The organism is Collimonas sp. (assembly GCF_035566375.1).
Classification (GTDB): domain Bacteria; phylum Pseudomonadota; class Gammaproteobacteria; order Burkholderiales; family Burkholderiaceae_D; genus Collimonas.
The window spans coordinates 33069-57456 of record NZ_DATMRK010000016.1 but is presented as its reverse complement, the minus strand read 5'-3'; the positions used below and the strand labels follow the sequence as shown (position 1 = coordinate 57456).

Sequence of the window (24388 nt, the reverse complement as noted above, 5' to 3'; positions counted from 1 at the left end):
AGTACTCGGATTGCCGCTGGCGCTTTGTTGATAGGCGCTCTTGAAGGCAGCCAGCGGGTTAAACGTCACCCCGACCGATAGGCCGCTGGAGCTGGATTGTTGCGCGCCGTGTTCGACGCTGGTGTTTTGCGCGGCGCTGAGGTCCACGCTTTTGCCGATCAGGGTGAGATTTTGACCGGCGCTGATGTCGGAGGCCACCACACTCAACGCCTGCCCGGCTTGAATCCGCGTATTGCCATTGATCGAGGCAACGCTGGAGCCTTGCTGCGTTACCGTCTCGACGCTATCCTGACTATTGCCACTGGCTTTGCTATACCCGATGCTGGCCACCCCGGCAGAGAAGCCCCCTGTGAAGCCGGATTTTTTTTGCTCGTGGCTCGATGTCGTCTCGCTGGTATTTTGTACCGAGACGATCGCCACCTTGCCGTCGGTTGCCGTCAGCGAAACATCATTCAGGCCGATGACGTTGCTGCCGCGCACGGTGACATCATTACCTGCCGTCACGCTCACTTGATTACCGGCCACCGTACTACCCTGGGCGACGTTACCGGTCATGGTATTCAAGTCATGGCTACTGCTGCTCGACATGAAGCCTTTATGACTGCTCTTGTCCTCTTGTCTGAAATCATTGTGCAGCATGGTTTCGCCAATGGTCACATTGCCTGTAGCACCCAGGGCCGCCGTGCCTTGGCTAGTACTATCCGGATTGTTGCCGGCGGTGATCGTGCTAGCCGTGAGCGTTAAATCTTTGGCAGGCGCACCTTTGACCAGCACCACATTGCCGAAGGCGTCTTGCTGGGCGCCAGCCAGTACCGTCGCATTACCACCTGCGGACAAGCTGCTGCCGACAGCCGTCTGGTTATGCCGGTCAACGACATCCGATCCATCCTTGCTACTGCCGTCCGTGTGGTAGCTGCTGTTATCGGTTACGCTCTGAATGGTAACGTTGCCGCCTGCGGCCACCAGCATGTCCTTGCCTGACGACAGAGCGCTGCCGGTCACCGTCAGGTCACCCTTGCTCACGACGCCGAGACTGCCGCCGACGGCCACTGTGCTGCCGACCGCATGGGTCGATTGCGTGTCGGTATGGGAATTCCCTGTCGGCGTCACATAATGGGTACCGGTCGATACGGTCTCGACATTGATGGCGTTCCCTGCGGTCAGCATTGCATTGCCGCCGGCACTGACCTGCGCACCTTGCAAGGTCAGATTCTGCCCAGCCGACATGATCAGGTTCTGCGTCGCTGCAATCTTGCCGACCGCACCCACCGCGGTAATCGTTGACGAGTTATTGCCGAAATTGTTGATCGTCGTGTTGGTGACCGACTGATCGAGAATATTGTTGCCGGCAAACAGGCCGATATTGCCGCCCGATAAAGCGCCGCCGATGTTGCTGATGTCGTGATCTGCCGCCAGCAGCAATTGCTTGGCGCCGGAGATCGTGCCGCCGGTGTTGACGATGTTGGTGCCCTTGATGCCGACCGAATCGCCGGCGATCAAGGCGCCGGTCGGTGTCAGGTCCATATTCTTGGCCAGATACACCTGCGGCACCAGCACCGTTTGCTGGCTGCCGTCTGGCAGGGTCACGGTTTGACTTACCAGCCAGACGATATCGGTGGTCAGCGCCGCCATTTGCGCATCCGACAGCGCGATACCCGGGCGCATGTTGAATTGCTGGGCGAACGCGACGCCGCTGGTCATCAGCGCCTTGTATTCGTTTTCGGCACTGGTGTAACCACCCAGATAGCGTTTCCCGGTCAGGTTGGTGACCTGATCCGTCACCAGTTTTTCTTCATAGAAACCATCGCCCAGGCGCTTTTGCGTAGCCGCTGGGTTAATACCCAACAGGCTCAGCATGTAATCGCTGGAAATGAAATTGCCGTATTGCGTAAAACGCGGATCAGTCTGGATCAGGTACGGCTGATTCGGCTGCGGCTGCACATGATAGAGGCCGTTGGTCGGCAACACGGTATTGACCAGCCCTGCACGGGCGCCGTCGACAACACGCGCAGCACCCGGTGTGGCGGTGCTGCCAATTCCCCTGACCGGATTAGCGCCGCCGACGCTGGCCTGCACGTTGGTGGAGACGCCGCCGATGGCGCCGTTGGTCGCCAGGCCCAGCGGGGCAATGCCGTCGCCCAGGCCCAGCGAGGCGGCGCTGGCGCCGATCGGACGGGTCGATGCGCCGACGCTGGTATTGGTAATGCTGCCACCCGTGATCGACACCGCCTGATTACTGGTAATGGTGCCGCCGACTGTGCCTATGGTCTGCGTAATCGGCGTGTTGCTCCAGGTGGTCCATTCCATCGGGGGTGACACCGAACTATCAGAAGTACCGAACCCCGATTGATTGGTCGACGTATAGGTACGGGTCAACTGCGTGGCGGTGTTGACGATCTTGGTATTGTTACTGCCATCTGCTGACGCCACACCGTCAATGGTCAGATTGCCGCCGGCGGCGATTTGCCCATTGTTATTGTTCAATTGCGTGCCGACGGCCATATGCGTATCGCCGCCAGAGGTGATCTTGGCCGGCGCGCCGCTGCTTGACGCCAGTTGCGTTTCTGTCACGACCTGATGCCCAATGCGTTCGACCTCGACCGGATAACTGCCCGGAAAATAGGCATGACGGATCTGTGTATCGTTCTGGAAAGTCGCAGTCGGGTCGGTATAGGCGGGAATCGAAATCAGACGCACGCAATTGGTCGTGCAGTTGCCGTACTGGTTTGAATAGGTAATGGATCCTAAAACATTGCGAAATGTATTACCGTTGTAGTCCGACCAGGCACCGTTACCTGCGACCTGGTCCGGATTGACCTGATTGTCGGACCGCTTCGTAAAATAAATCACCTGCGTGCCGGCCGTCGTCGCCACCCGTGACTGGCTCATGTATTGGATATCACCCCCGCCGTTGGGTAAAGGAAAGACCGCGCCGCCCGTCATGATTTCAAACGCCGAATCGTTGGGCGACAGGTTCACCACCGCCTTGTAGATCAGATAGCCGTCCGGCGTCACTATCGGTGTGACCGAGACGATGGAGGCCGGATTCAGATAATAGGCATCATGCATTTGCGTATTCGCGTTATGCGTGGGTGTGGCTTTACCCGGGGTCAATGGCGACCACCATGGCGATTGTGTCATCGTGCTCGTCGTGTCCGAGACCGTCACCGTATTGGTCTGCACGTTCTGCCGCACATTGTTGATCTGGTTGGCAGCTACATTCAGCGTGCCGTCAGCTTCCATCGTGGACGACAAATTATTGATCGTGCCAGTTTGGTTGAACAGATAGCCGTTGCCGTCCTTGGCCCCATTGGCGGCCATGTTCAAATCACCCAGGCTGTACAGTGTCGCACCGTTCTGGTTATTGACCGTGCCGCTGACCCACAGATTGACCTGATTGGCACCCGCAATAATCGCCGCTGCACCGTCATTAGTGAGCGTGCTGGCGTTGACGGTGACGGTATTACCGATCACGGTGCCGGTATTGCCAAGGGTGTTGCTGGTGGTATTGACGCTATTGCCCTCGATGCGTCCTGCATTGAGGATAATGCCACCGCCGGCATTCACCGTGGTCACGCCGGTGCTGGGATCGCCCGGATTGCCAGACGCAATATCGGCGCCCGCGACGTTAAACAGACTCGCCGCATTGATAGTGAGATTGCCCGCCGCCGCCAGTGTGCCGGTATTGACCAGGGAGCCGGTGGTGGACAAGGTCAAATTACGGTTGGCGGTAATCTGGTTGGTCGCGGCATAGGTATAGTTCCCTTGCAGGCTGACCGCCCCATCGCGGCCGGCGATGATCTTGCCGTCGCCGCTTAACGTTGTCGCCGTGGCTTGCAGATCCAGATCGCTGCCGATGGCGCCACTGGCGTTGGTCAGCGTGCCGGTATTGATCGTAATGCCACCGCCGCTGCCTGCCGGGTTGGCAATGCGGCCGCTGCTGTTGTCGATGCTAGCCGCCGTCAAGGCGACGCTGCCGCCGCTGATGCCGCCGCCGACATTGCTCAGCGTTGCGCCGGCTTGATTCAGTGTCAATGCGTTGGCGGCAATCAATTGACCGCCGTTGTTGTTGAGACTGCTGGCGGTGTTCAGGTTCAATCCGCCGCCGGCGATGATGTGGCCGCCTTGCACGTTGGACAGTACCGGGGCGGCAATCGTGACATCCCCGGCGCCGCCGATCAGGCCGGTTCCGCTACCGCCGGATGGATTGGCATTGGTGATTGAGGTGGAACCGGCAACGGTGGTCTGACCGGTCCCGACATTGATGATCTTGCCGCCCGTGTTGTCGAGCGTGCCGCCGGAGACCTGCAATTGACCGCTGCTGCCAAGCGCCTCGATCTTGCCGCCGACATTCCTCAAAGCGCCCTGGGCGCTGGCGGCGACGTTGCCCATGGCTTCCATGGCGCCGTCGGTGTTGTCGAGCGTGCTGCCCGATGAGACGCTCAGGTCACCCAGCGCGCCGAGTGCGCCGGCGGTATTGTTGATACTGCCGGCCGTCGCTGTGACAGCCCCCTTGCCGCTGATACTGCCCGCTGAATTGTTCAGTGCCTGAGCAACATTCACTGCCACCGCACCGCTGCCCAGGCTCTGGATTTTACCGGCGGCGTTGTTGACCGATTGTGCGTTCACCGTGGCGCCGGCTGTCGCGCCCTCGATGGTGCCACCCTGATTATTGACTTGCCCGACGCTTGCGTTGACGGCCACTGCCGCGCCGCCAATATAACCGCCCAGGCTGTTGTCGATGCCGGCCGTGCCGGTAACGGACTGGTTGCCGACCGCCGTCAGCTTGCCACCCTGGTTCACGATGGAACTGGCCGTGATGGTCGCCGCGCCATTGGTGCCCAACACGCCGCCGTTATTCGACAAGGCGCCGGTCTGCACCGTCAACGCACCGCTTCCCATGTGAGCGATAGTGCCGCCGTCGTTGTGCAATGCCGCCGGCGCCAATGTCAGATCACGGGCCACGACACCAATCGTGCCTTGGCTGTTATCGAGCAGTTGCGACACGTTGATGGTTGCAGTGCCGTTGCTATCGTTCTGAATGATTTTACCGGCGGCATTCTTGAGATTGCCGGCTTCCAGATCGATCGTGCCGGCGCCCAGGGCGCCGTTGCTATTGTCGAGTGTGGCGGCGGTAATCGTGACGTTGGTCGGGCTGGCGGTCGATCCAGCCTGAATCGTGCCGCCGCTATTGGTCAACTGCGAGCCGGCGTTGACCGTCATGGCGCCGTTCGACCCCAGGGTTCCGCCATTATTGTTGAGCGAGGCGGCCGTCAGATTCAGCGTTTGTTGGGCGCTGATGGCGCCGCCATTCGTATTAGTGGCCGCACCGGCCGTGATGCTGGCCGCACCGTTGGTCGAAACAGAGCCGTGCTGATTCGACAGCGTGCCCGTTCCGATGGTTAAGGCGCCGGCCGCCGCCTGAGAAATTGTGCCGCTATCGTTGCTTAATGTAGCGGACGTGATGGTTAAATTATTCGCATTGCCCTGTATCGTGCCGTGCGTATTGTCGACGGCGCCAGCAGCCTGCACTGTCATCGCGGCGGTTCCGCTTTGCGAGATAAGACCGGCCTGGTTGACGATGTCGTGAGCGTGAAGACTCACCTGCGTAGCGGCAATGGTTCCCGCATTGTTGCTCAGCGTCGATCCGGCGGAACTGTTGAGGACGGCGCCGGCAGCCAGGGTACCGGAAGAATTGTCCAGCGCCTGCGTGGTCGCAACGCTCAGATTTTGCGCCGCGCTGATGCTGCTGCTGTTGACGATTGATCCTGCGGCGACATCGACGTTGCCGTTGCCGCCGATGACGCCGCCGGCGGCGTTGGTGAGCTGGCCATTGGCGGTTAAGGTCAAGCCATCCGCATTTAAGGATTTGATGCTGCCGGCGGTATTGTCGACATTACCGCCGGTCAGTGTGAGCCCGGCGCCGGATTGGATCGTACCGTGCGCGTTGGCGACATCGCCGCTCACCGACACCACCGTTTGCTGCACCGACGTCAACGACCCGCTCTGATTATTCAGACTGGCGGCATTGAGTTTGACTTGTCCATTGCTGGCGATCGATCCTTGCACGTTGCTGACAGCGCCGCTCTGGATCGAGGCCACGCCGGAACCGGCATGATTGATTTGACCGCCGCTGTTATTGAGACTGCCAGACGTAATAGTGAGATTGCGGGCGTTGCTGGTAATGGCGCCTGTACTGTTGTTCAACAGACCGCTGGTGGAGATGCTGGTGTCGCCTGTCCCTGATTGGGTGAGAGTGCCGCCAAGGTTGGAAAGACTGGCGGATTTGGTCGTCAGTTGCGCAGCGTTGATGTTGCCGGCATCGTTGATCATTGCGCCAGTGGCGCTGATACTCGCGGTGCCGGTCGCTTGCAGCGTAGCGCCGCTCAGGTCGACGTCGCCGGCACGGGCAAGCAAGCCGATATGGCCGCCTGCGTTGGTTTGCGCGTGGGCCAGATTCAAGCTGGCGCCGTTGATGTCGATATTCGCGCCGGCCGCATTCTGGCCAGTGGCGCTGATCACCCCGGCGGCCGTCATGCTGAGACTGCCCGGCTGCGTGGCGTGGCTGCTAGCGTCTATCCCTGCTCCCAACACACCGGTCGAATTGATCGAACCACTGAACAGTGACAGGTCGCCTTGCGCCGCAACCGTGCCGCTATTGGCGATCTGGCCGGCACTATACAGCTGCACCGCCTGCTGGCCGTACAAGGTACCGGTATTTGCAATCCCATCATTGCCGACAATGCGGACCTGGCCGCTGGCCGTAGTTCTTCCATTCAGCGTTACTTGTCCCTGGTTGTCGATATTCAGGTCGCCTGCTTGCGCCGCGATATTGCCGAGACTGACCACGCCGACACCGGCCTCTGTCCCCACAAGACGTATCTTGTTGGCATACATGCCGCCCAACGCGGACGAATCTATCCCCACGGTGGGCTTACCGCCTTCACCCTGGATCACCTGCACGCCAAGGTCAGCATAATTCACCAGATTTGCGCCCGTGACGACATTCAGATTATTACTCGCCCACAACTGACCGTTGATCGCAACACTGCGGGAAATCAAGTCGAGCTGGTCCAGATTGCTGCCGTTGAGGCCGTTTGCACCGATCTGGATATCGCCACGCGTGACACGAAAAGCATTTAGGCTGCCGTCGCCGCCGAAGACCGGCGTGCCGGTCGTGAGAACCCCGCGTGAGGTGTTGATGAAGCCCAGCCCATTGACGCTCAATCCGTTCGGATTGGCAATAATCACCTCCGCCCGCTGGCCGGCCACTTCGACATAACCGTTCAATTGGGAGCGACTGGAGCCGGTCACTTCATTCAAGATAATCCGCGCCGCGCCGCCTGGCGCGAGGTTGGGATTTCCAGGAACATACCCCGCTTGCTGGGTGGTGACTATCGTCGGTGAATTATTGAGGATGGCGCCGGCGCTGCCGACCGAAAACTGGTTGTACTGATTATGCGATACGCCCGCGCCGCTCGGCGCGACGATGTTCACCAGAGGAATGCCGCTGGCGGTTTGCGTGACGGCCGGCCGGCGACTCCCGGCATTCGGATCGGCCACGATCTGCGCTTGTACGAAAGTCACGCCGCCGAACAGCGCTGCAACCGCAACGGCCAGATGCACTAAGCGCATCAGTGGCGAATAGGACGCGGCGGATGAGCTACCCGATTGACTGCCTTTACCCTGACTCGGAACATTTTCTGCAACCGCGACCAACATCCCGCGATTTTTATTGAAGATGACGCGATACGCTTGCTTGTTCATAGTGAATCCAAAGTAGGGAAAGAAGTCATCTCAGATTCCATCGTCAACAACATCAGACGTTGACGAGGAACCGGGTATGGCGGAAATGCGGGGTTATTGTTTGCGCAGCGCCACGGCAATGAATTGCGTCGCCATATTGGAATTCAGATAGCCGCCGAATTGAAAAATGGCGCCAAACTCTTCCGCATTGGGGCCGAAAAAGCGCAGCATGTTGCTGCCGCCCCCGAGTCCTAATCCACTCCTCAGCGCCGGACTGTCAAACGAGTGGCTCAATGCGTAATAACTGACCCCGGTGTACGTCAATGTGCTGGCGAATTTACTTGGATCAACAACGGATGGTGTGCCACTGCTCTCAATTAGGACGGGATTGCCAGAAACGGCGATAGTGATTGTTTGGGCGGCATAATCCACCGTGGCGACAACATCCGACGTGTACAGCGCGCGGCCGCTACTTGTTACTCCCGGAGTGTTGCTGGTTTCCATCGTGTATTGGAAAGCCGTGCCGGTGTAAGTCGCTGTACCCGTAGCCGGCCACGTCACTGCTGTGAGATCGGTCGGATAACCTGCCAGGTCGAAACCCAGTACGGTTGGATCGTCGATATTGCGCCAGGCGACGTTTTGCACCATCTTGGTGGCATTCGGCGCCAGTATCCTGATGCTCTTGTTGGCGGCGCCATTGCTGATCGAAAAGATGTGGCTCGCTACTACACTGCCACCCGGTAACCCGGATGCGAATGTGAAGTTGATACTAGGCCCGGTATCCTGCGTGCCCGATGGCTGATGCGCGAATGTGATATTGGCAGACGTATCAATCGTCGCCCCTAGGTCCACACCTTCTGTCACCCCTTTAGTGCTGAAGTCGATTCCCATGCGTTTGAAGGGCAACGTATTGACCACAGGCGTGACCACCGGCGTTGTCACTGGCGCAGCGACAGCTGGCGCAGTGTTACCGGTATTAGCTGCGCTGTTGTTATCTCCGCCGCCACCACCACCACATGCGGTCAACGCCCCCAGGCACATCAAACCGATAATGTTTGCCAACTGGGAGGTGATTTTCTTTTGATAGACCATTTGCATTTTTATTCTCTATTTTTAGTGGTTAATATTGGTAAGTCAGGTTGAAACCAACTGCCGGCGTCGCAGTTTTAAAACCTTGTGGTTTGACCAGCGACCAGCTGGAAAACACGTCGTAGGTCAAACCGAAAAAACCGCCGCGCAGGCCGAGCGTGGCGCCAGCCAGCTTGTTGCCGAGGAGGTTTGCTACGCTGGGGCCGTACACCTGTCCATAGTCCAAGCCGACATAAGCCGACTGGCCGCTGCTGGCAAGCGGCAGGCTCAATTCATTGCGCAGATAAAAGCCGCGCTCGGCGGCCAGCGTCAGCTCGCCGTCAAAGCCGCGCACTGTGTAGCGATTGCCAATGCTGAACTGGTCCGCCAGATATAGCGGCGAACGCGTTGTCTGCCCACGGAAGCTGCCGATATAAGTCAGCGCTTGACTGGCGATCTGAAACGGCACGCTCAAAGTGGCGTCAATAGTCTGCAAGGTGTAATGCAGATTGTTGGTGCTGGGGTCTTCCTGGCCCAGCACATTCTTGGCATGCGTCTGCCCATTGAACCAATTGACGCCCCATTTATTGGCGACCGTCAGATCAAGTTGAGCGCTGCCGATGTAATGCGTATGCACCCAGGCCAGCTCGGCAAAGGTGGTATTGCGCTCCTGTACCGCGATTTCGGTATCGGCGACATAGGCATGGTTCCAGCGCTTGCCTACCCTGAATTGCCAGCTATTCTTTTGCGCCTGGTCGCGCTGGAACAGCTGGGCAATTTTGAGTTCCAGGTTGCGCGATTTGCCGCTGGAAACAAACGTCTGGTTGGCTCCTGCAATTTCCTGGTGATAGTCATAGCTGCTGCCCGAGACCGCAAAATTCCAATAACCGGCAGGCACGGCGTAATACACATTGTTGCCGCTGGTGCCGCGCTGACCGGCCTTGCGATCGGCATCGGTACTGACGCCGAGGTTGAACAGGTCGTTCAAACCGAGTGGATTATCCACGGCCAGATTGAGGCCGGCCTGCAGCTTGCCGGTGCCTTTGGCGCCGGTGTCGTCGAGAGTGCCGGTCAACTTCCACGGTTTGCTACGTTTAGCCGTGATGACCACGTCGCTCTCACCGGGTAGCTCGCCGGGGACGATTTCCATGTTGACGTCCTGGCTGGGGACGCGTTTCATCTGCTCCAAGCCCTGCTCCAGATCGCGCAGGTTGAGCAAGTTGCCGGGGCCGGTGGGGAAAGCATTGCGCCATGTGCCGTAGAGGCTCGGATCGGCAAAACGAATCGCGCGGATTACGCCAGGAACCAGGACCAGTTTTAAGACGCCGCTGGCCAGGTCTTGTTCGGGAATGCCGATCCGCGTAGTGCTGTAGCCGCGCTTCAAAATCAGATTGGTCAGGCGCTTGACGATCAGGTCCAGGCCGCCCTTGCCGATGCAGGCGCCGTTGTACTGTCGCAGGTAATCTTGGGCAAAACGGAACTGATCGAATGGCAAGTCGCTCGCGCCGGCAGCACGGATCGCCGGTGGCAATTGGGGCGGGACATCGAGGACAAATTGGTGAATCGGAAAGCAAGGGGATTCGCTGGGCAGGCTCAGGCCATCGAGCGCTTCTGCCGCTGCCTTGTCTTGCAGACTAACGTTAGGCGCTTGCAATTGCCGCTGGCGCTCCTGTAAGTCGCTCTGGCTGCGCCGCCGCTGCTCTTCGCTCGCAGGCGTTTGCACACTGGGGTCACGACGACGCAATTCCTCAAGGTCAGGCGGCTGGATCGCTTGCGCCAAGCCATCGTGCATGACGGTCGCCAATAGCAGACTGACGGCCACTCCCCTTGCAAAGGTCGATAAGCTCCCGCCACCTTGGTTGGATAAGGTGTACTTCCTCATGTGTTGCCTTCTTTATTATTATTTCCCCGAGGCGCGATTTTACAAAAGAGCATCATGTTTTCCTACGGAAATCTCCTAAAACATGTGTCACTTTGCAATCTTTGACACATCTGTGGTTAATTGACATCAAAAAGGCAAGGTAAGGGATGAATGCGGCACAGTTAATTAATTGGCAATAAATTTGATTATTACTGCAAAGATGTGCAATCGACAATAAGTTATGACTTAAAAGCGCTGAAGTTGCTTGCGGATAGGGGGTAGTTGGCTGCTAGGATAGCTGCTCGTTTGACAACTATCTGAATGGAGAATGTTCGTATGGACAACAAAATCTCGATCGCGATTCCCGACGCCGTGCAGAAGCAGGTGCTGACAAAACTCACCGAGTTGAAAGGATTATTGGCGCCGTATCTGATTGCGTTGACGCCGCAACAGCGGCAAGCGATTCTCAAAATGGGAGACCGCTCCCAGCCCTTTGTCGACAAATCTTTGGAATATGCACAGCGCAATCCCAATCTGTTGCCAAGCTTCCTCAACCTTGCTGAATGGAAAAAAGACAGCGCCGGCCGCAAGCAACTGACCGACATGCACTATGTCCTGGCCGAGCTCGGCTCCAACGTTGCCGACACCAATATGCAATGCGGCTCGGAGGCGTATAACCAGGCACTGCTGTTCTATAACAGTGTCAAACTGGCAGCCAAAAACAATGTGCCCGACGCCAAGGTCATCGCCGAAGAACTGGGCAAACGGTTTAACCTCCGCGCCGCGCCGCAGCAACCGCCGGTTAGCTAAGTCCGGCCAGCGTCTAGAAAAGAGGGATGTGCCTAGCGGCACATCCCTCTTTTTACTTCCCGTGCAAGTATCAGCACATCGGCACTAGCATGGCACTTGGCTATCGCACCGCAAAAGCCCCGCATCCTGCGTCGAAAGCTCGGTACCCTGCTTCCGACGTTCGAGGTTCTGCTTCGGAAGCTCGATCGCCTGCCTCCGGAGGTTCGACACCCTGCTTCGGAGCTTCGACGTCGAACTTCCGAAGCTCGATCACCTGCTTCGGGGGTTCGATGCCCTGCTTCGGAAGCTAGACGGGCTGCTTCTTGAGGTTCAACGCCCTGCTTCGGAGCTTCGATGTCGAACTTCCGAAGCTCGATAACTTGCTTCAGAAGCTCGGCGGCCTGCTTCGGAAGTCCAACGTGGCCTTCCAGAGCATCAATTGTCAACATCCGAGCAATTACCGCTGCCAAATGGAACAAGTCATAGATGATCGTTTTGCCAACCCTGCTCCACTACCCGACATACGTTATAATCGCGGGTTATCGAAACTGCCTATATGCAAGCGCAACAGCGACTGGCAGGTCAGGTTTTCCATTTTTCTCTCGCATCCATCATTTTCTCAAGGCAGGCGGCCGAGATCGCCTGAACCACGCATCATGCAAGAACCCGTCTCCGAGCAAACGGACATCAATGGCGCAGCCGACGCCGCGGCCGATACTGCCGACATCGTCGCCCACAATGTCTCCGTCGAACAAATCGCCAGCGAAGTGGCGCGGCGCCGTACCTTCGGCATCATTTCCCACCCGGACGCCGGCAAAACCACGCTGACTGAAAAACTGCTGCTGTTTTCCGGCGCGATCCAGCTGGCGGGCACCGTCAAGGGCCGTAAAAGCGGCCGCCATGCGACCTCGGACTGGATGGACATCGAAAAGCAGCGCGGCATTTCCGTCGCCAGCTCGGTCATGCAGTTCGAATACCGCGACCACGTGGTCAACCTGCTCGACACCCCGGGCCACCAGGATTTCTCGGAAGATACCTATCGGGTGCTGACGGCGGTCGACTCGGCGCTGATGGTGATCGACGCCGCCAAGGGCGTTGAAACCCAGACCATCAAACTGCTCAACGTTTGCCGCATGCGCAATACGCCAATCATCACGCTGATGAACAAGATGGACCGCGAAACCCGCGATCCGCTGGAATTGCTGGATGAGCTGGAATCGGTGCTGAAGATCCAGTGCGCGCCGGTGACCTGGCCGATCGGCATGGGCAAGACTTTCCGCGGCGTGTATCACCTGCTGCGCGACGAGATCCTGCTGTTCGCGGCCGGCAACGACAAGGCCGACCAGACTTTCGAAGTCATCAAGGGCATCGACAATCCGCGCCTGGATGAAATGTTCCCACGCGAAATCGAGCAATTGCGGATGGAAGTCGAACTGGTGCACGGCGCTTCGCATCCGTTCGACCAGGAAGCTTTCCTGGCCGGCGTGCAAACCCCGGTATTCTTCGGTTCCGCCATCAACAATTTCGGTATCCGCGAAATCCTCAATGCGCTGATCGACTGGGCGCAACCGCCAGGCTCGCGCGATGCTACCGTGCGCACCGTCGAGCCGAAGGAAGCCAGCTTCTCCGGCTTCGTGTTCAAGATCCAGGCCAATATGGATCCGGCGCATCGCGACCGGATTGCTTTCCTGCGCGTCTGCTCCGGCCATTTCCAGCGCGGCATGAAGATCAAGCATCTGCGCCTGAACCGCGAGATCAAGGTATCGAACGTGGTGACCTTCATGGCCTCCAGCCGCGAGCAGGTGGAAGAAGCCTATGCTGGCGACATCATCGGTCTGCCTAACCACGGCAATATGCAGATCGGCGACAGTTTCTCCGAAGGCGAATTGCTGCAGTTCACCGGCATCCCCTACTTTGCGCCGGATTTTTTCCGCTCGGTGCGGATTCGCAATCCGCTCAAGATCAAGCAATTGCACAAGGGCTTGCAGCAGCTCGGCGAAGAAGGTGCGATCCAGGTCTTCAAACCGGTCACCAGCAGTGACCTGATATTGGGCGGAGTCGGCGTGCTGCAGTTTGAAGTGGTGGCCAGCCGCCTGCTCAACGAATACGGCGTCGATGCGGTATTCGAAGGCACCAGTATCAGCAGCGCGCGCTGGATCACTTGCGACGACAAGAAGATGCTGGCCGATTTCGAGAAATCCTCGGCCGGTCATAACGTCGCTTACGATGCGGCCGGCAACATGGCCTATCTGGCGACCTCGGGCGTCAACCTGCGCCTGACGCAAGAGCGCTGGCCGCAAGTGGTGTTCCATGAAACGCGGGAGCATGCGGTCAAGCTGAACTGAAGCGGCAAGCTGCAGACGTAAAAAAAGGAGATGCAATCGCATCTCCTTTTTTCATTTCAGGGTGTCTCACCCTGCTTTCCAGATTTACGAATGCTCGCGCTGATCAGCTTTCGCAAGCGCAGCTTCGCGCATCGCCAGTTCCTGCTCGGCGTCGACGCCCTTGCCATCCAGCTGACGGTGCAATTGCTGTTCATCCAGCTCGCCGGTCCATTTCGCCACGACGATAGTCGCGACGCCATTGCCGATGGTATTGGTCAGGGCGCGCGCTTCCGACATGAAACGGTCGATGCCAAGGATCAGCGCCAGCCCGGCGACCGGCACATGGCCGACTGCCGACAAAGTCGCCGCCAGCACGATGAAACCGCTGCCGGTAACGCCTGCAGCGCCTTTGGAAGTCAGCAGCAGGACCGCCAGCAAGGTCAGTTGCTGCATCAGCGTCATCGGCGTATCGGTGGCCTGGGCGATGAATACCGCTGCCATCGTCAGGTAGATCGAAGTGCCGTCCAGATTGAATGAGTAACCGGTTGGAATCACCAGGCCGACCACCGATTTCTTGGCGCCCAAGTTTTCCATCTTGCCCATCAGGCGCGGCAACACCGACTCCGACGACGAGGTGCCGAGTACGATCAGCAATTCTTCCTTGATGTATTTGACGAACTTCCAGACGCTGAAGCCGTGTACCTTGGCGACTATCCCCAGCACGCCAAAGATGAACAGCAGGCAGGTCAGATAAAACGCGCCCATCAGCTGGCCCAGCGACAGCAGCGAACCCAGGCCGTATTTGCCGATGGTGAAAGCCATCGCGCCAAAAGCGCCGATAGGTGCGACTTTCATGATCAGGCCAACCATGCCAAACAGCACATGCGAGAATTTTTCAACAAAATCGAACACCAGCGTGCCGCGGCCGCCGAATTTATGCAGCGCAAAACCGAACAGTATCGCGATCAACAATACTTGCAGGATTTCGTTTTTGGCAAAGGCGTCGACAAAACTGCTTGGGATGATATGGAACAGGAATTCGCTAGTCGACTCCATCTTGCCCGGGCCGGTATAGGCGGCAATGCTCTTGGCGTCCAGCGCGCTAAGATCAACGTGCATGCCGGTGCCCGGATGCCAGACGTTGACCACCACCAGGCCGAGAATCAAGGCCAGGGTGCTCATGATTTCGAAGTACAGCAGGGCCAGGCCGCCGGTCTTGCCGACTTTCTTCATGTCTTCCATGCCGGCGATGCCGATTACCACGGTGCAGAAAATCACCGGCGCAATGATCATTTTGATCAGTTTGATGAAGCCGTCGCCGAGCGGCTTCATTGCAGCGCCGGTTTCCGGATACAGATGCCCAAGCACGACGCCGATTACGATGGCGGTCAATACTTGCACATAAAGCGATTTGTAGAGCGCTGGTTTTGCCATTTGTCCTCTCCAATTAGACTACGTTTTTTTTAGATTATCACCACTGACCACTTATATACCCGCTTACGTACCCATATCTGGCACTACGGCCGGCGCTGATCATACTGCCTGCTTTTTACCCATCAATCCGGTCTTCTTCCCTGAATGCAGGAACAGGAAAAGACTGAAAAAAGTGCGCCACTTTAGCTGATAACGCTACCATCACTCAAGTTATTTGCACTCACCGGCGAAAAATTGCTTTTTGTGCAATCATCGCAGGGTACGTTTGCCGCAATCTCCTGAATTGGCAACCTTGATTGGCAATCTTGCATAGGAATGCATTCTGTTCTGTATTGTCCTTTAAGTAAATTCCTGCATGAGATATTTAGCCAGCAAGACTCTATCAAGCAATCCGTAACTAGCAATACGTATTAGTACGTATTAAGAAAGACTTGAGATGGTCTTGTCACAATGCTTGTGTATTCTGTTTTGTGGCGGCGTATGTTTTATGTTGCATCATTAATAACGACATGTCTTGTACCTGAACCCTTGCACCTGAACCGAAACAGACTCTTTACACAAAACATGGAAAGTAATGGCAACCTTTCGCTTGTCTGGTCTGTCTCAAACAAGTCGCGTCGCAAGCAATTCTTTTCATAACAAGGAAGAACCATGACTGAAAACGAAGTCCTCAAAAACGCCTTTGCGATGCCTATCCATAATCCGGCCTACCCTCCCGGACCTTATCGCTTCGTCGACCGCGAATTCCTGATCATCACCTATCGCACCGATCCGGATGCACTCCGGGCAATCCTGCCGGCGCCTCTGCAATTCGTCGAACCTATCGTCAAATTCGAATTCATCAACATGCCGGATTCAACCGGTTTTGGCCACTACTGCGAATCGGGTCAAGTGATTCCGGTCACGCTGAACGGGGTTGCCGGCGGCTACTCTCACAGCATGTATCTGAACGATCACCCGCCGACCGCCGGCGGCCGTGAGTTATGGGGCTTCCCGAAAAAGCTGGGCGAACCGGCGCTGCAGGTACATAAAGACACGCTGGTCGGCACACTCGACTACAGTGACTTGCGGGTCGCTACCGGCACCATGGGATTCAAGCACCGCCCGATGGATAAGGAAGCGGCCAGGAAATCGCTCGAAGCACCAGCCTTTTTGCTGAAAATCATTCCCCATGTCGACGGTACTCCGCGCATCTGCGAACTGGTACAGTACAGCCTGACCGACATCACCGTAAAAGGCGCCTGGACCGGTCCCGGCGCACTCGAACTGTACGCCCACGCGCTAGCGCCGGTGGCCGATTTGCCGGTACTTGAAGTAATATCGGCGGTACACATTTTGACCGACCTGACGCTGCCTCTGGGCAAAGTCGTCCATGATTATCTGGCCAAGTAAGCAAGCACACAGCAAGTAACCAAGTAACCAAATAAAGGAATGCCATGTCACTCAAAGATAAAGTTGCACTGATTACCGGTTCCGCCAGCGGCATCGGCAAGGAAATCGCCATCGAATACGCGCGCGCCGGCGCCAAGGTCGTGATCGCCGACCTGGCGCTCGACGCCGCCACCGCCACCGCCACCGAAATCACCCAGTCGGGCGGCGTCGCGATGGCAGTCGCCATGAATGTCACCGATGAAGCGCAGGTCGACAAAGGCATCGCCGACGCCGTCGCCGCGTTTGGCAGCATCGACGTCCTGATCAGCAATGCCGGAATCCAGATCATCGCCCCGATCGTCGACTCGACCCTGGATAACTGGAAAAAAATGCTGGCGATCCACCTCGACGGCGCCTACCTGACCACGCGCGCGGCGATGCGTGAAATGATCAAGCAGGGCAACGGCGGCGCCATCATCTACATGGGATCGGTACACTCACATGAAGGCTCACCGCTGAAAGCGCCGTATGTCACCGCCAAGCACGGCTTGATCGGCCTGGCCAAGGTGGTCGCCAAGGAAGGCGCGAAAAACAAGATCCGCGCCAACGTCATCTGCCCTGGTTTCGTTCGCACGCCGCTGGTGGAAAAGCAGATTCCGGAACAAGCCAAGGAACTCGGCATTACTGAAGACCAGGTGGTCAAGACCGTGATGCTGAAGGATACCGTGGACGGCGAGTTCACCACTACCCACGATGTGGCGCAAACTGCGATCTTCCTCGGCGGTTTCGAATCCAACGCACTGACCGGGCAATCGATCGTGGTCAGCCACGGCTGGTTTATGCAATAACTATTAGCAGTTGCCGGTCACTGACGTAACGCACAAAAGGGCAAGAAGTCTTGCCCTTTTTATCGACCGCAGCTGCATTCAATTCGAGAAGCCATTTTGAGTACAAGGTATTTTCTGTCCGATTTTCTGTCAGCCCCAGCCCGTCGGCTTGGCCTGGTTGGTTTGTCTTGCATATTGCTGCTAAGCAGCGCCAATCTGCTCGCCAAAACCGTGCAAACCAAGCCAGCCGGGACGCCGGCAGCGGATTTATCCGCAACCAGCAGACAAGCCGCTCTTGCCGCTCTGCCGCCGCTGATGCTGTGGGTAGGGGAACGGCCCGATGACGTTCGTAGCTGGATCGTTGGCAGCAGCAGGCAAGCCAAACTTAACAGTGCTGCCGACAATCCGACACCCGCAATCCAGGAGCAGCGGATCGGCATTGCGGTTCTGGACACCACTATCCTGCTACGCGACGGCAGCGCCAATGTCCGGCGCCGACAGCAAGCGCTGCGCCTGCCGCCGGCGTGGTATGCGCACAGCGGCCTGCGGCAAAAAATACCGCTGCTCACTATCGTTCATGTCGACATGGCGGATGACGCGCATAAACCGGCGTTGAACGAAAAACAAAAACGCATCATCGTCAACGCTGTAACTGCCGCCGCAACCCGCAGCCCGAGCCAGGTGGTGCAGCTCGATTTCGAAGTCATGCATAGCCAGAAACCGTTCCTGGCAGATGTCGTCAAACGCAGCCGCGACGCCCTGCCCGCTAACGTCGCCTTATCGATCACGGCGTTGGCCTCATGGTGCGTGGGTGACGCCTGGCTCACCGATCTGCCGGCCGATGAAATAGTGCCGATGGCGTTTCGCATGAATGGCGACGCCCAACGCATGCGCGAGGTCCTGGATCAGGACGGCCGCTTCCCGCGTCCGGAATGCCAGCCTAGCCTTGGCTTGTCGCTGGACGAACAACCGTGGCCGGGCAAACTGCGCAGCCAGCGTCTTTACCTGTATAACGGCAATGCCTGGTCGGCCACGCCGATTGCGAGCTGGTCAGTGCGTCTGGGAGCGTTTTTCCCCTAGAGTCGGCTGCTGTGTGTACCTGTCAATGGTGTTATCCAGCATCAAGCGCACGCGGCGCCGGATACACCTTGACCAGCACAATCCGCGGGCCGTTCATCTTCTTGACCACGATATCGAAACCGTCGAATTCGATTTTTTGCCCCTCGTGCGGCAAATCGCCGAGCTTGGCCATGATCAGGCCGCCCACCGAGTCGACATCTTCGTCGCCTTCGATCGCGACATCAATGCCGAGTATCCGTTCCAGGCTGAAGATCGGCAGGCTGCCCTTGCCCAGCAAGGTGCCGTCGTCCAGGCGGCTCCATTCGTTGTCGTTACGGCGGAATTCGTCGCGGATCTCACCCACCATCGCGCCCAGCAAATTATCGAGCGTGATAAAACCTTCCGGCTTGCTGCCTTTTTTACCGATGATGGCAAAATGCGGCGAGCCGGTACGGAAGCGGCGGAACAGTTCCAGTGCCGGCATGCGCGGCGAGACGTATTCCACCGGCCGTAAATACGCGTTCAAACTTTCGATCGACTTGCCTTCCTGCTGCGCGATAAACAAATCTTTCAGATGGATCACGCCGAGTACGTTGACGCCGCTCTGGTCGAAGTAGGGGTAACGGCTAAAGCGGTGACGATAGATCGTCTGCAAGTTCTCCTGCAGGCTGCGGGCCTGGTGCAGGGCCGTGATTTCGTTGATGGGCCGCATCAGGTCGGAAACCTCGAGTTCACTGAAATCCAGCGATTGCGCCAGCACATTCCATTCCTCGCGGTTGAATTTTTCACCGATATGGCTGCCGCGCAGAATCAATTTCAATTCATCTGCCGAATACTGCGCATCATGGCCGTGAGCGGCGGCCAGGCCGGCCATACGCAAGATCCAGTTGGCGCTGGCGTTGAGCGTCCAGATGGCCGGATACATGGCCCAGTAAAAACCGTACAGGGGCAAGGCGCACCACAGTCCTATCACTTCGGGGTTGCGAATCGCCACGGTCTTGGGCGCCAGTTCGCCGATCACGATGTGCAGGAAGGAAATCAGGAAGAAGGCGAAGAAAAAAGAAATGCCGTGTATCAGCTCCGGCGAGCTGACGCCGATCCAGCCAAACAGCGGCTGCAACAAGCTGGCAAAAGCCGGCTCACCGATCCAGCCCAGGCCTAGCGAGGCCAGTGTAATACCGAGTTGGCAGGCGGACAGATAAGCGTCCAGTTGGTGATGCACTGTCGCCAGGATGCGGCCTCGCAAGCCTTGCGTCTTAGCGATGGCGCGGATACGGGTCTGGCGTAATTTGACCAGACCGAATTCGGCAGCCACAAAAAAACCGTTGAGTGCTACCAGAAATAATGCTGCGATAACCAATAACAGGTTGTTCAATGAATCTCTTTCATGAATAAAGACGGACGACAAGTATAGGCGACGATTGTGCTTTTAACAAAATGCCCGCGATTACACCTCTGCCAAGGTGTTTCAAACTGTAGCGGCCAAGAAAAATGAGGCAGAGTTTTACACGATCAAACCGCGTATAACTCTGCCCCATTTCGGGAGGCTGCTGCGACTCTTGCCAACTACAGCGTGGTCGCCATCGCACACTGGCGATAATGCTCGGCTGCCAGTGCCTGCTGATCAATCGCCTCGTGTAATTGTCCCAGTTTCAGATGCGCTTCGCGCACCGTGGCCGGCGCCACCGCATCCGACAAAGCATGCTCCAGATGACGCTGGGCCTTGCCCCATAATTTTTGCTTGAGGCAGAAGCTGCCCAAGGTCAATTCCAGCTCCGCGTCATTCGGCGCCTTGATGGCCCAATGTTCGCAATGCTCGATTTGTGCTAGCAGCTCGGGACTAGCCTCAGCCGCGGCAGCCTCGCGATAGACTGCCAGCAGACGCTGGTCCCATTCTGCCGCCAGGGATTTTTCGACAATCGCGCGGGCCTCGGCATGCAAACCGGATTTGTTGAAAGCTTGGGCGCCGCGCATGGCGATAAACGGCTTGATCCGGTCTTCGCTATGCACCGTGGCCCACAACCGGGTAATCGATTCGGCATCGTGTGCATCGTCCGACAACAAACCGTCGTAAGCCAGTTCGCGCAAGCGCGTCGACAAGGCCGGGTGCAAGGCGTCGTGTTTGTTCAGGGTCCGTACCAGACGCAGCACTTCGGTCCAGTTCTTGGCTTGCTGGTTGGCTTTCAGGGCCAGTCGCAAGGCGTGGATATGACGCGTGCCGCGGGCGTTCAATTCGCTGACGGTGTGTAACGCCGCCTGCGATTTGTGTTCGTCCACCAGCAAATCCAGGGTGGTAATCAGGCGCGCCGTTTTCAGCGGCTCATCTTCTTCTATGCTTGCCAGCCAGATATCGCGGCGCTCGGCTTGCCCCATGCGATGGGCGGCACGGGCGCCGATCAGGGCCGCTACGCCGAGGTTGTCAGGCAGTTCGGCGGCGCGCGTGGCAGCTTTCTCTGCCTGGCCGAAACGGCCCTCGAACAAAGACTTGAGGGCGTCGCGCAAGGCGTTATTGGAAGTGGTTTCACGCTTGTGACGGCGATAGCCGATGACCCGCGCCGGCAACTTCTGGGTAACCCGGATCGTCCTGATCACTACGTACAGGATGATGAATAAAATCGCCAGCGATACGACGAAAAAATTCAGCGACAGGTCAATCCGGTAAGGTGGGAAAAACAGCACCACGTTACCGGGGTTGTAACGCGCCAGTACGGCCAGGCCGATGGCGACTGCAAACAGAGCAACAAGCCGGAGAAAGAATCGCATAGGACTATGGCTTGCCTTTGTAAGTACGGATCGCCGCGGGGCTATCCAGCGCCGGCATGGTGATCGAGAGATTACTGCTCTGGACCTGTTTCAGCATGGTCTGTACGGTCTGGGTCTGTTTGGCGCGGGTGTCGAAATACTTGGTGATGGTTTCCTGGGCCGCGATCAGGTCGCTGCGGAACGCCGATTCGTTACGCGACAGCAGACCGAGACGGGCGTTCAGCAAACGCAGCTTCAGGTTCTCTCTGGCGTAATAGGCCTGGGTCGGCGACAACAGCAAGGCGTCAGGCGTGGCAACCGTGCGGACCCTGATCAACTGGCTGATTTCGGTCCACATCTCGGCACTCCAGCTTTGCCATTTGTCCTTCAGACCGTTCTTCCAGTCAGTTACCACGGTATCGGCCGCAACTTGCGATTTGGCGACATTGGCGCTGGCGGACGGTTTTGCCTTGCTGCTGGCTACGGGCTGTACGGGCTGATTGCTCGGCTTGCTGACGCCGACGATCGGCTTCTCGTCGGACAACAGCGGCATGCCATCGATCTGGCCGATAACGCTGTCAAGGCGCACTGCGATGCCGGTGACATCCAGCGTTGGCAAGGCTTTCAGTTTTTCGATATCGCTGGCGATGGCGCGCCGCACGATGATGAATTGCGGCTTGTCGGAACGCGACAGATTTTTGTCGGCATTTTGCAGTGCGATCAACGCACCCTGGACGTTGCCGGCCAGTTGCAATTGCTGGCTGGCGGTCGACAGCACGTCTTCAACCTGGGCCAGGGTCCAGTCATCGCTGTTGCGGGACAGGTCTTTATACAGCTGCTCCAGCGCCAGTTGCTGGCTTTGCGACTCGACCTGCTTGCTTTCGAGCACGCTGACCTTGCCTTGCAAATCCTTGGTCTCGTCCTGCACCGACTTGACCAGCACCTTGGTTTCCGTATTGCTGCTGTCGCCGACTTGCAAACGGTGCGCTATTTCCTGGCGCAGCTTGTTGTTCTCGCTACGCATCGTCCACCATTGCCCTGCCAGCAGCACGGCAAGCAGCAGCAAGACGGCGTAAATCAGGCCGAGCGACCGTTTTGAGCTCTTATCTTGGTTGACCGCAAAAGGTTGCAGCACGGGCGGCGGCGATGGCACTGTCGTCGCATTGACGGCAGGACCAGCAGGCTGCTTCGATTCTGGAGTGGGTATCGATTCGTTCATAGCGGGAATTGTAACGCGTCGAGTAGCCGTTCGTCGCCTGAGCCGGTGAGAGTCACATCGCTAAATCCCAGTGCATATGCCGTTTCGGCAATGCGGGCATGCGGGACAAGGAGTTTCTGCTGTTGGATTTTTGCAACACCGGCGCTGCCTGCGACCGCTTGCACCAGGTCCATCAGATGCCTGAGCGCTTCCGAGCTGGTCAGTATCCAGTCGTTTTCGGTATTCAGCAATAGTTGCAGCCGGCTTTTCAAGGCCGCATCGAGGACCGGCGCCTGGCGCCGGTAGGCGGCCACGGCTTGCACCTTGATACCCGCCGCCAGCAAGCTGTCGGCAAAGAACTCACGGCCGCTTTCGCCGCGCACCAGCAACACTTGCAAGCCGCGCAAGGTAGCCAGGTCTAGTGCCTGCAACAGCCCTTCAGAATCGGTCCTGGCGGGATCCGGCGGGCTGAAGATGGTGGCATTTTGCGCCGTCACGCCATGCCGCGCCAGAGCAGCCCTGCTGCCCTCGCCGACAATCCCGATCGGCAGCTGCGGTGGCCAGCTTGCTATATGGCGAAAAGCGGCGTCGATCGCATTCGGGCTGACAAACACCACCAATGCAAAAGTATCGAGCTGATCAAGGACTGCCTGCAAAGGCGCGCTATCGCTCAATGGCAGGATTTCCAGCAAGGGGAAAATTATCGGCTGACGGCCGCGCGCCGTGATCTGCTGCGCCAGGGCGCTGGCTTGCGCCGCCGGCCGGGTGATGATGATCGGGTGCAAGGATGGGCTAGGCTGCATGGCAGCCATCTACTTGCCGGCATCGGGGAAAATCACTGCGCCGTAACACTAGGCCTCCTTGCACAGCGCCAGAATCGCCGCCGCATCCTGCGCCTCCAGCGCTGCGGCAATCTGCTCTCCCAAAACCTCAGGCGCATCGGCGGCGCCGCTGGCGTCGGCAATTGCCACCCGCAGGCCGTCCGGCGTGGCGATCATCGCCCGCAAGCGCATCTGGTCGCCGCTGATGGTGGCAAACGCCGCCAGCGGAATCTGGCAGCTGCCGCCAAAAGCGCGCGACAAGGTGCGCTCCGCAGTCACCGCCAACTCTGTAGGCAGATGATTCAGGGGCGCGAGTATTTCTTGCAGATCGGCACGATCGGCGCGAATCTCGATTGCCATCGCGCCCTGCCCCGGCGCAGGCAAACTCTGTTCAGGCTCGATCTGGGCTTTGATGCGCGCGGCCAGGCCGAGCCGCTTGAGACCGGCAGCGGCCAGGATGATGGCGGCATATTCACCGCGATCGAGCTTGGCCAGGCGGGTATCGAGATTGCCACGCAGAGGCTTGATCTGCAGCAAGGGGAAGCGCGCTGCGATCAAAGCCTGACGGCGCAGGCTGCTGGTGCCGACGATGGCGCCCGCAGGCAGTTGCTCCAGGCTGGCGTAGTCGTTCGAGACGAAAGCGTCGCGCGGATCTTCGCGCTCCAGCACGGCTGCCAGCGTAAAACCGGGCGGCAGCTCCATCGGCATATCCTTCAACGAATGCACCGCCAGATCGGCGCGGCCTTCCGCCATCGCCACTTCCAGCTCCTTGACGAACAAACCCTTACCGCCGACCTTGGACAAGGTGCGATCAAGAATTTGATCGCCGCGGGTAGTCATACCGAGGATTTCTATATTACAGTCTGGATATAATGCAGATAACCGGGCGCGCACGTGTTCCGCTTGCCACATGGCCAGCCGGCTTTCACGCGATGCGATCACTAACTTGGAAGGGGAGGATATTTTCGACACAGGTACTTTCAAAATTTAGCTATGCGGCACTGTTACTGTAAATACAGAGCGACGCAGCCAAAACAGAGTTAATTGACCGCCAAGGCTCTTTATCAAAACGCGTCATTTTCGCGCTGGATTTTAGCATGCGCTCTCTGTTGTCTCCGTTGTACCCTCTATATCAAATTGTATATACA

General features: G+C 57.9%; 14 protein-coding genes. 5 read left to right on the top strand and 9 right to left on the bottom strand.

Translation table 11 applies throughout. The annotated features are described in order from the left end of the window. The 3 genes from VNZ60_RS04495 to VNZ60_RS04485 all read right to left on the bottom strand — a co-directional run. Nucleotides 1–7767, bottom strand: a 7767-nt coding sequence (locus VNZ60_RS04495) for a two-partner secretion domain-containing protein (RefSeq protein ID WP_325657227.1), incomplete at its 3' end; no start/stop codon positions are given. A gap of 93 nt (nucleotides 7768–7860) precedes the next feature. Next, nucleotides 7861–8844: a hypothetical protein gene (locus VNZ60_RS04490; protein WP_325657226.1), complete on the bottom strand. Its 984-nt coding sequence runs from the start codon at nucleotides 8842–8844 to the stop codon at nucleotides 7861–7863. Between the two features lie 22 nt (nucleotides 8845–8866). Then, complete coding sequence (locus VNZ60_RS04485) at nucleotides 8867–10696, bottom strand: ShlB/FhaC/HecB family hemolysin secretion/activation protein (protein ID WP_325657225.1); 1830 nt, start codon at nucleotides 10694–10696, stop codon at nucleotides 8867–8869. Between the two features lie 315 nt (nucleotides 10697–11011). Here VNZ60_RS04485 and VNZ60_RS04480 point away from each other — a divergent pair, with 315 nt between their 5' ends. Next, nucleotides 11012–11485 (top strand): hypothetical protein, encoded by a 474-nt coding sequence (locus tag VNZ60_RS04480; protein ID WP_325657224.1) that lies wholly within the window; start codon nucleotides 11012–11014, stop codon nucleotides 11483–11485. 635 nt (nucleotides 11486–12120) lie between these two features. Then, nucleotides 12121–13809: a peptide chain release factor 3 gene (locus tag VNZ60_RS04475; RefSeq protein WP_325657223.1), complete on the top strand. Its 1689-nt coding sequence runs from the start codon at nucleotides 12121–12123 to the stop codon at nucleotides 13807–13809. 84 nt (nucleotides 13810–13893) lie between these two features. Here the strand turns inward: VNZ60_RS04475 and VNZ60_RS04470 are convergent, their stop codons facing one another. Further along, nucleotides 13894–15222, bottom strand: coding sequence for a dicarboxylate/amino acid:cation symporter (locus tag VNZ60_RS04470; protein WP_325657222.1), 1329 nt, complete (start codon nucleotides 15220–15222; stop codon nucleotides 13894–13896). Nucleotides 15223–15873: 651 nt separating this feature from the next. On the opposite strand from VNZ60_RS04470, the gene VNZ60_RS04465 reads away from it, so the two are divergent. The 3 genes from VNZ60_RS04465 (at nucleotide 15874) to VNZ60_RS04455 (ending at nucleotide 18500) form a co-directional block, all read left to right on the top strand. Further along, nucleotides 15874–16614: an acetoacetate decarboxylase gene (locus VNZ60_RS04465; RefSeq protein ID WP_325657221.1), complete on the top strand. Its 741-nt coding sequence runs from the start codon at nucleotides 15874–15876 to the stop codon at nucleotides 16612–16614. 44 nt (nucleotides 16615–16658) lie between these two features. After that, on the top strand, nucleotides 16659–17441 hold the full coding sequence (locus VNZ60_RS04460) for a 3-hydroxybutyrate dehydrogenase (protein ID WP_325657220.1): 783 nt from the start codon (nucleotides 16659–16661) through the stop codon (nucleotides 17439–17441). A gap of 96 nt (nucleotides 17442–17537) precedes the next feature. Next, a complete protein-coding gene (locus VNZ60_RS04455; RefSeq protein ID WP_325657219.1) occupies nucleotides 17538–18500 on the top strand; it encodes a hypothetical protein in 963 nt (320 codons plus the stop codon). Between the two features lie 31 nt (nucleotides 18501–18531). On the opposite strand, the gene VNZ60_RS04450 is transcribed toward VNZ60_RS04455, so the two are convergent. From VNZ60_RS04450 to hemC, 5 genes are all read right to left on the bottom strand, one after another. Beyond that, nucleotides 18532–19854: a hemolysin family protein gene (locus VNZ60_RS04450; protein WP_325657218.1), complete on the bottom strand. Its 1323-nt coding sequence runs from the start codon at nucleotides 19852–19854 to the stop codon at nucleotides 18532–18534. A 191-nt stretch (nucleotides 19855–20045) separates the two neighbouring features. Further along, entirely contained in the window at nucleotides 20046–21242 is a 1197-nt protein-coding gene (locus tag VNZ60_RS04445) for a heme biosynthesis protein HemY (protein WP_325657217.1), read from the bottom strand. A 4-nt stretch (nucleotides 21243–21246) separates the two neighbouring features. Continuing rightward, on the bottom strand, nucleotides 21247–22440 hold the full coding sequence (locus VNZ60_RS04440; RefSeq protein ID WP_325657216.1) for a uroporphyrinogen-III C-methyltransferase: 1194 nt from the start codon (nucleotides 22438–22440) through the stop codon (nucleotides 21247–21249). Further along, entirely contained in the window at nucleotides 22437–23231 is a 795-nt protein-coding gene (locus VNZ60_RS04435) for a uroporphyrinogen-III synthase (protein WP_325657215.1), read from the bottom strand. The genes VNZ60_RS04440 and VNZ60_RS04435 overlap by 4 nt, the downstream gene beginning before the upstream one ends. 39 nt (nucleotides 23232–23270) lie before the next feature. Beyond that, entirely contained in the window at nucleotides 23271–24212 is a 942-nt protein-coding gene (gene hemC, locus VNZ60_RS04430; RefSeq protein WP_325657214.1) for a hydroxymethylbilane synthase, read from the bottom strand. Nucleotides 24213–24388: the final 176 nt, after the last annotated feature.

Coding starts and splice junctions, on each gene's coding strand:
- VNZ60_RS04490 (WP_325657226.1), bottom strand. CDS start 8,844: ATGCAAATGGTCTATCAAAAGAAAATCACCTCCCAGTTGGCAAACATT.
- VNZ60_RS04485 (WP_325657225.1), bottom strand. CDS start 10,696: ATGAGGAAGTACACCTTATCCAACCAAGGTGGCGGGAGCTTATCGACC.
- VNZ60_RS04480 (WP_325657224.1), top strand. CDS start 11,012: ATGGACAACAAAATCTCGATCGCGATTCCCGACGCCGTGCAGAAGCAG.
- VNZ60_RS04475 (WP_325657223.1), top strand. CDS start 12,121: ATGCAAGAACCCGTCTCCGAGCAAACGGACATCAATGGCGCAGCCGAC.
- VNZ60_RS04470 (WP_325657222.1), bottom strand. CDS start 15,222: ATGGCAAAACCAGCGCTCTACAAATCGCTTTATGTGCAAGTATTGACC.
- VNZ60_RS04465 (WP_325657221.1), top strand. CDS start 15,874: ATGACTGAAAACGAAGTCCTCAAAAACGCCTTTGCGATGCCTATCCAT.
- VNZ60_RS04460 (WP_325657220.1), top strand. CDS start 16,659: ATGTCACTCAAAGATAAAGTTGCACTGATTACCGGTTCCGCCAGCGGC.
- VNZ60_RS04445 (WP_325657217.1), bottom strand. CDS start 21,242: ATGCGATTCTTTCTCCGGCTTGTTGCTCTGTTTGCAGTCGCCATCGGC.
- VNZ60_RS04440 (WP_325657216.1), bottom strand. CDS start 22,440: ATGAACGAATCGATACCCACTCCAGAATCGAAGCAGCCTGCTGGTCCT.
- VNZ60_RS04435 (WP_325657215.1), bottom strand. CDS start 23,231: ATGGCTGCCATGCAGCCTAGCCCATCCTTGCACCCGATCATCATCACC.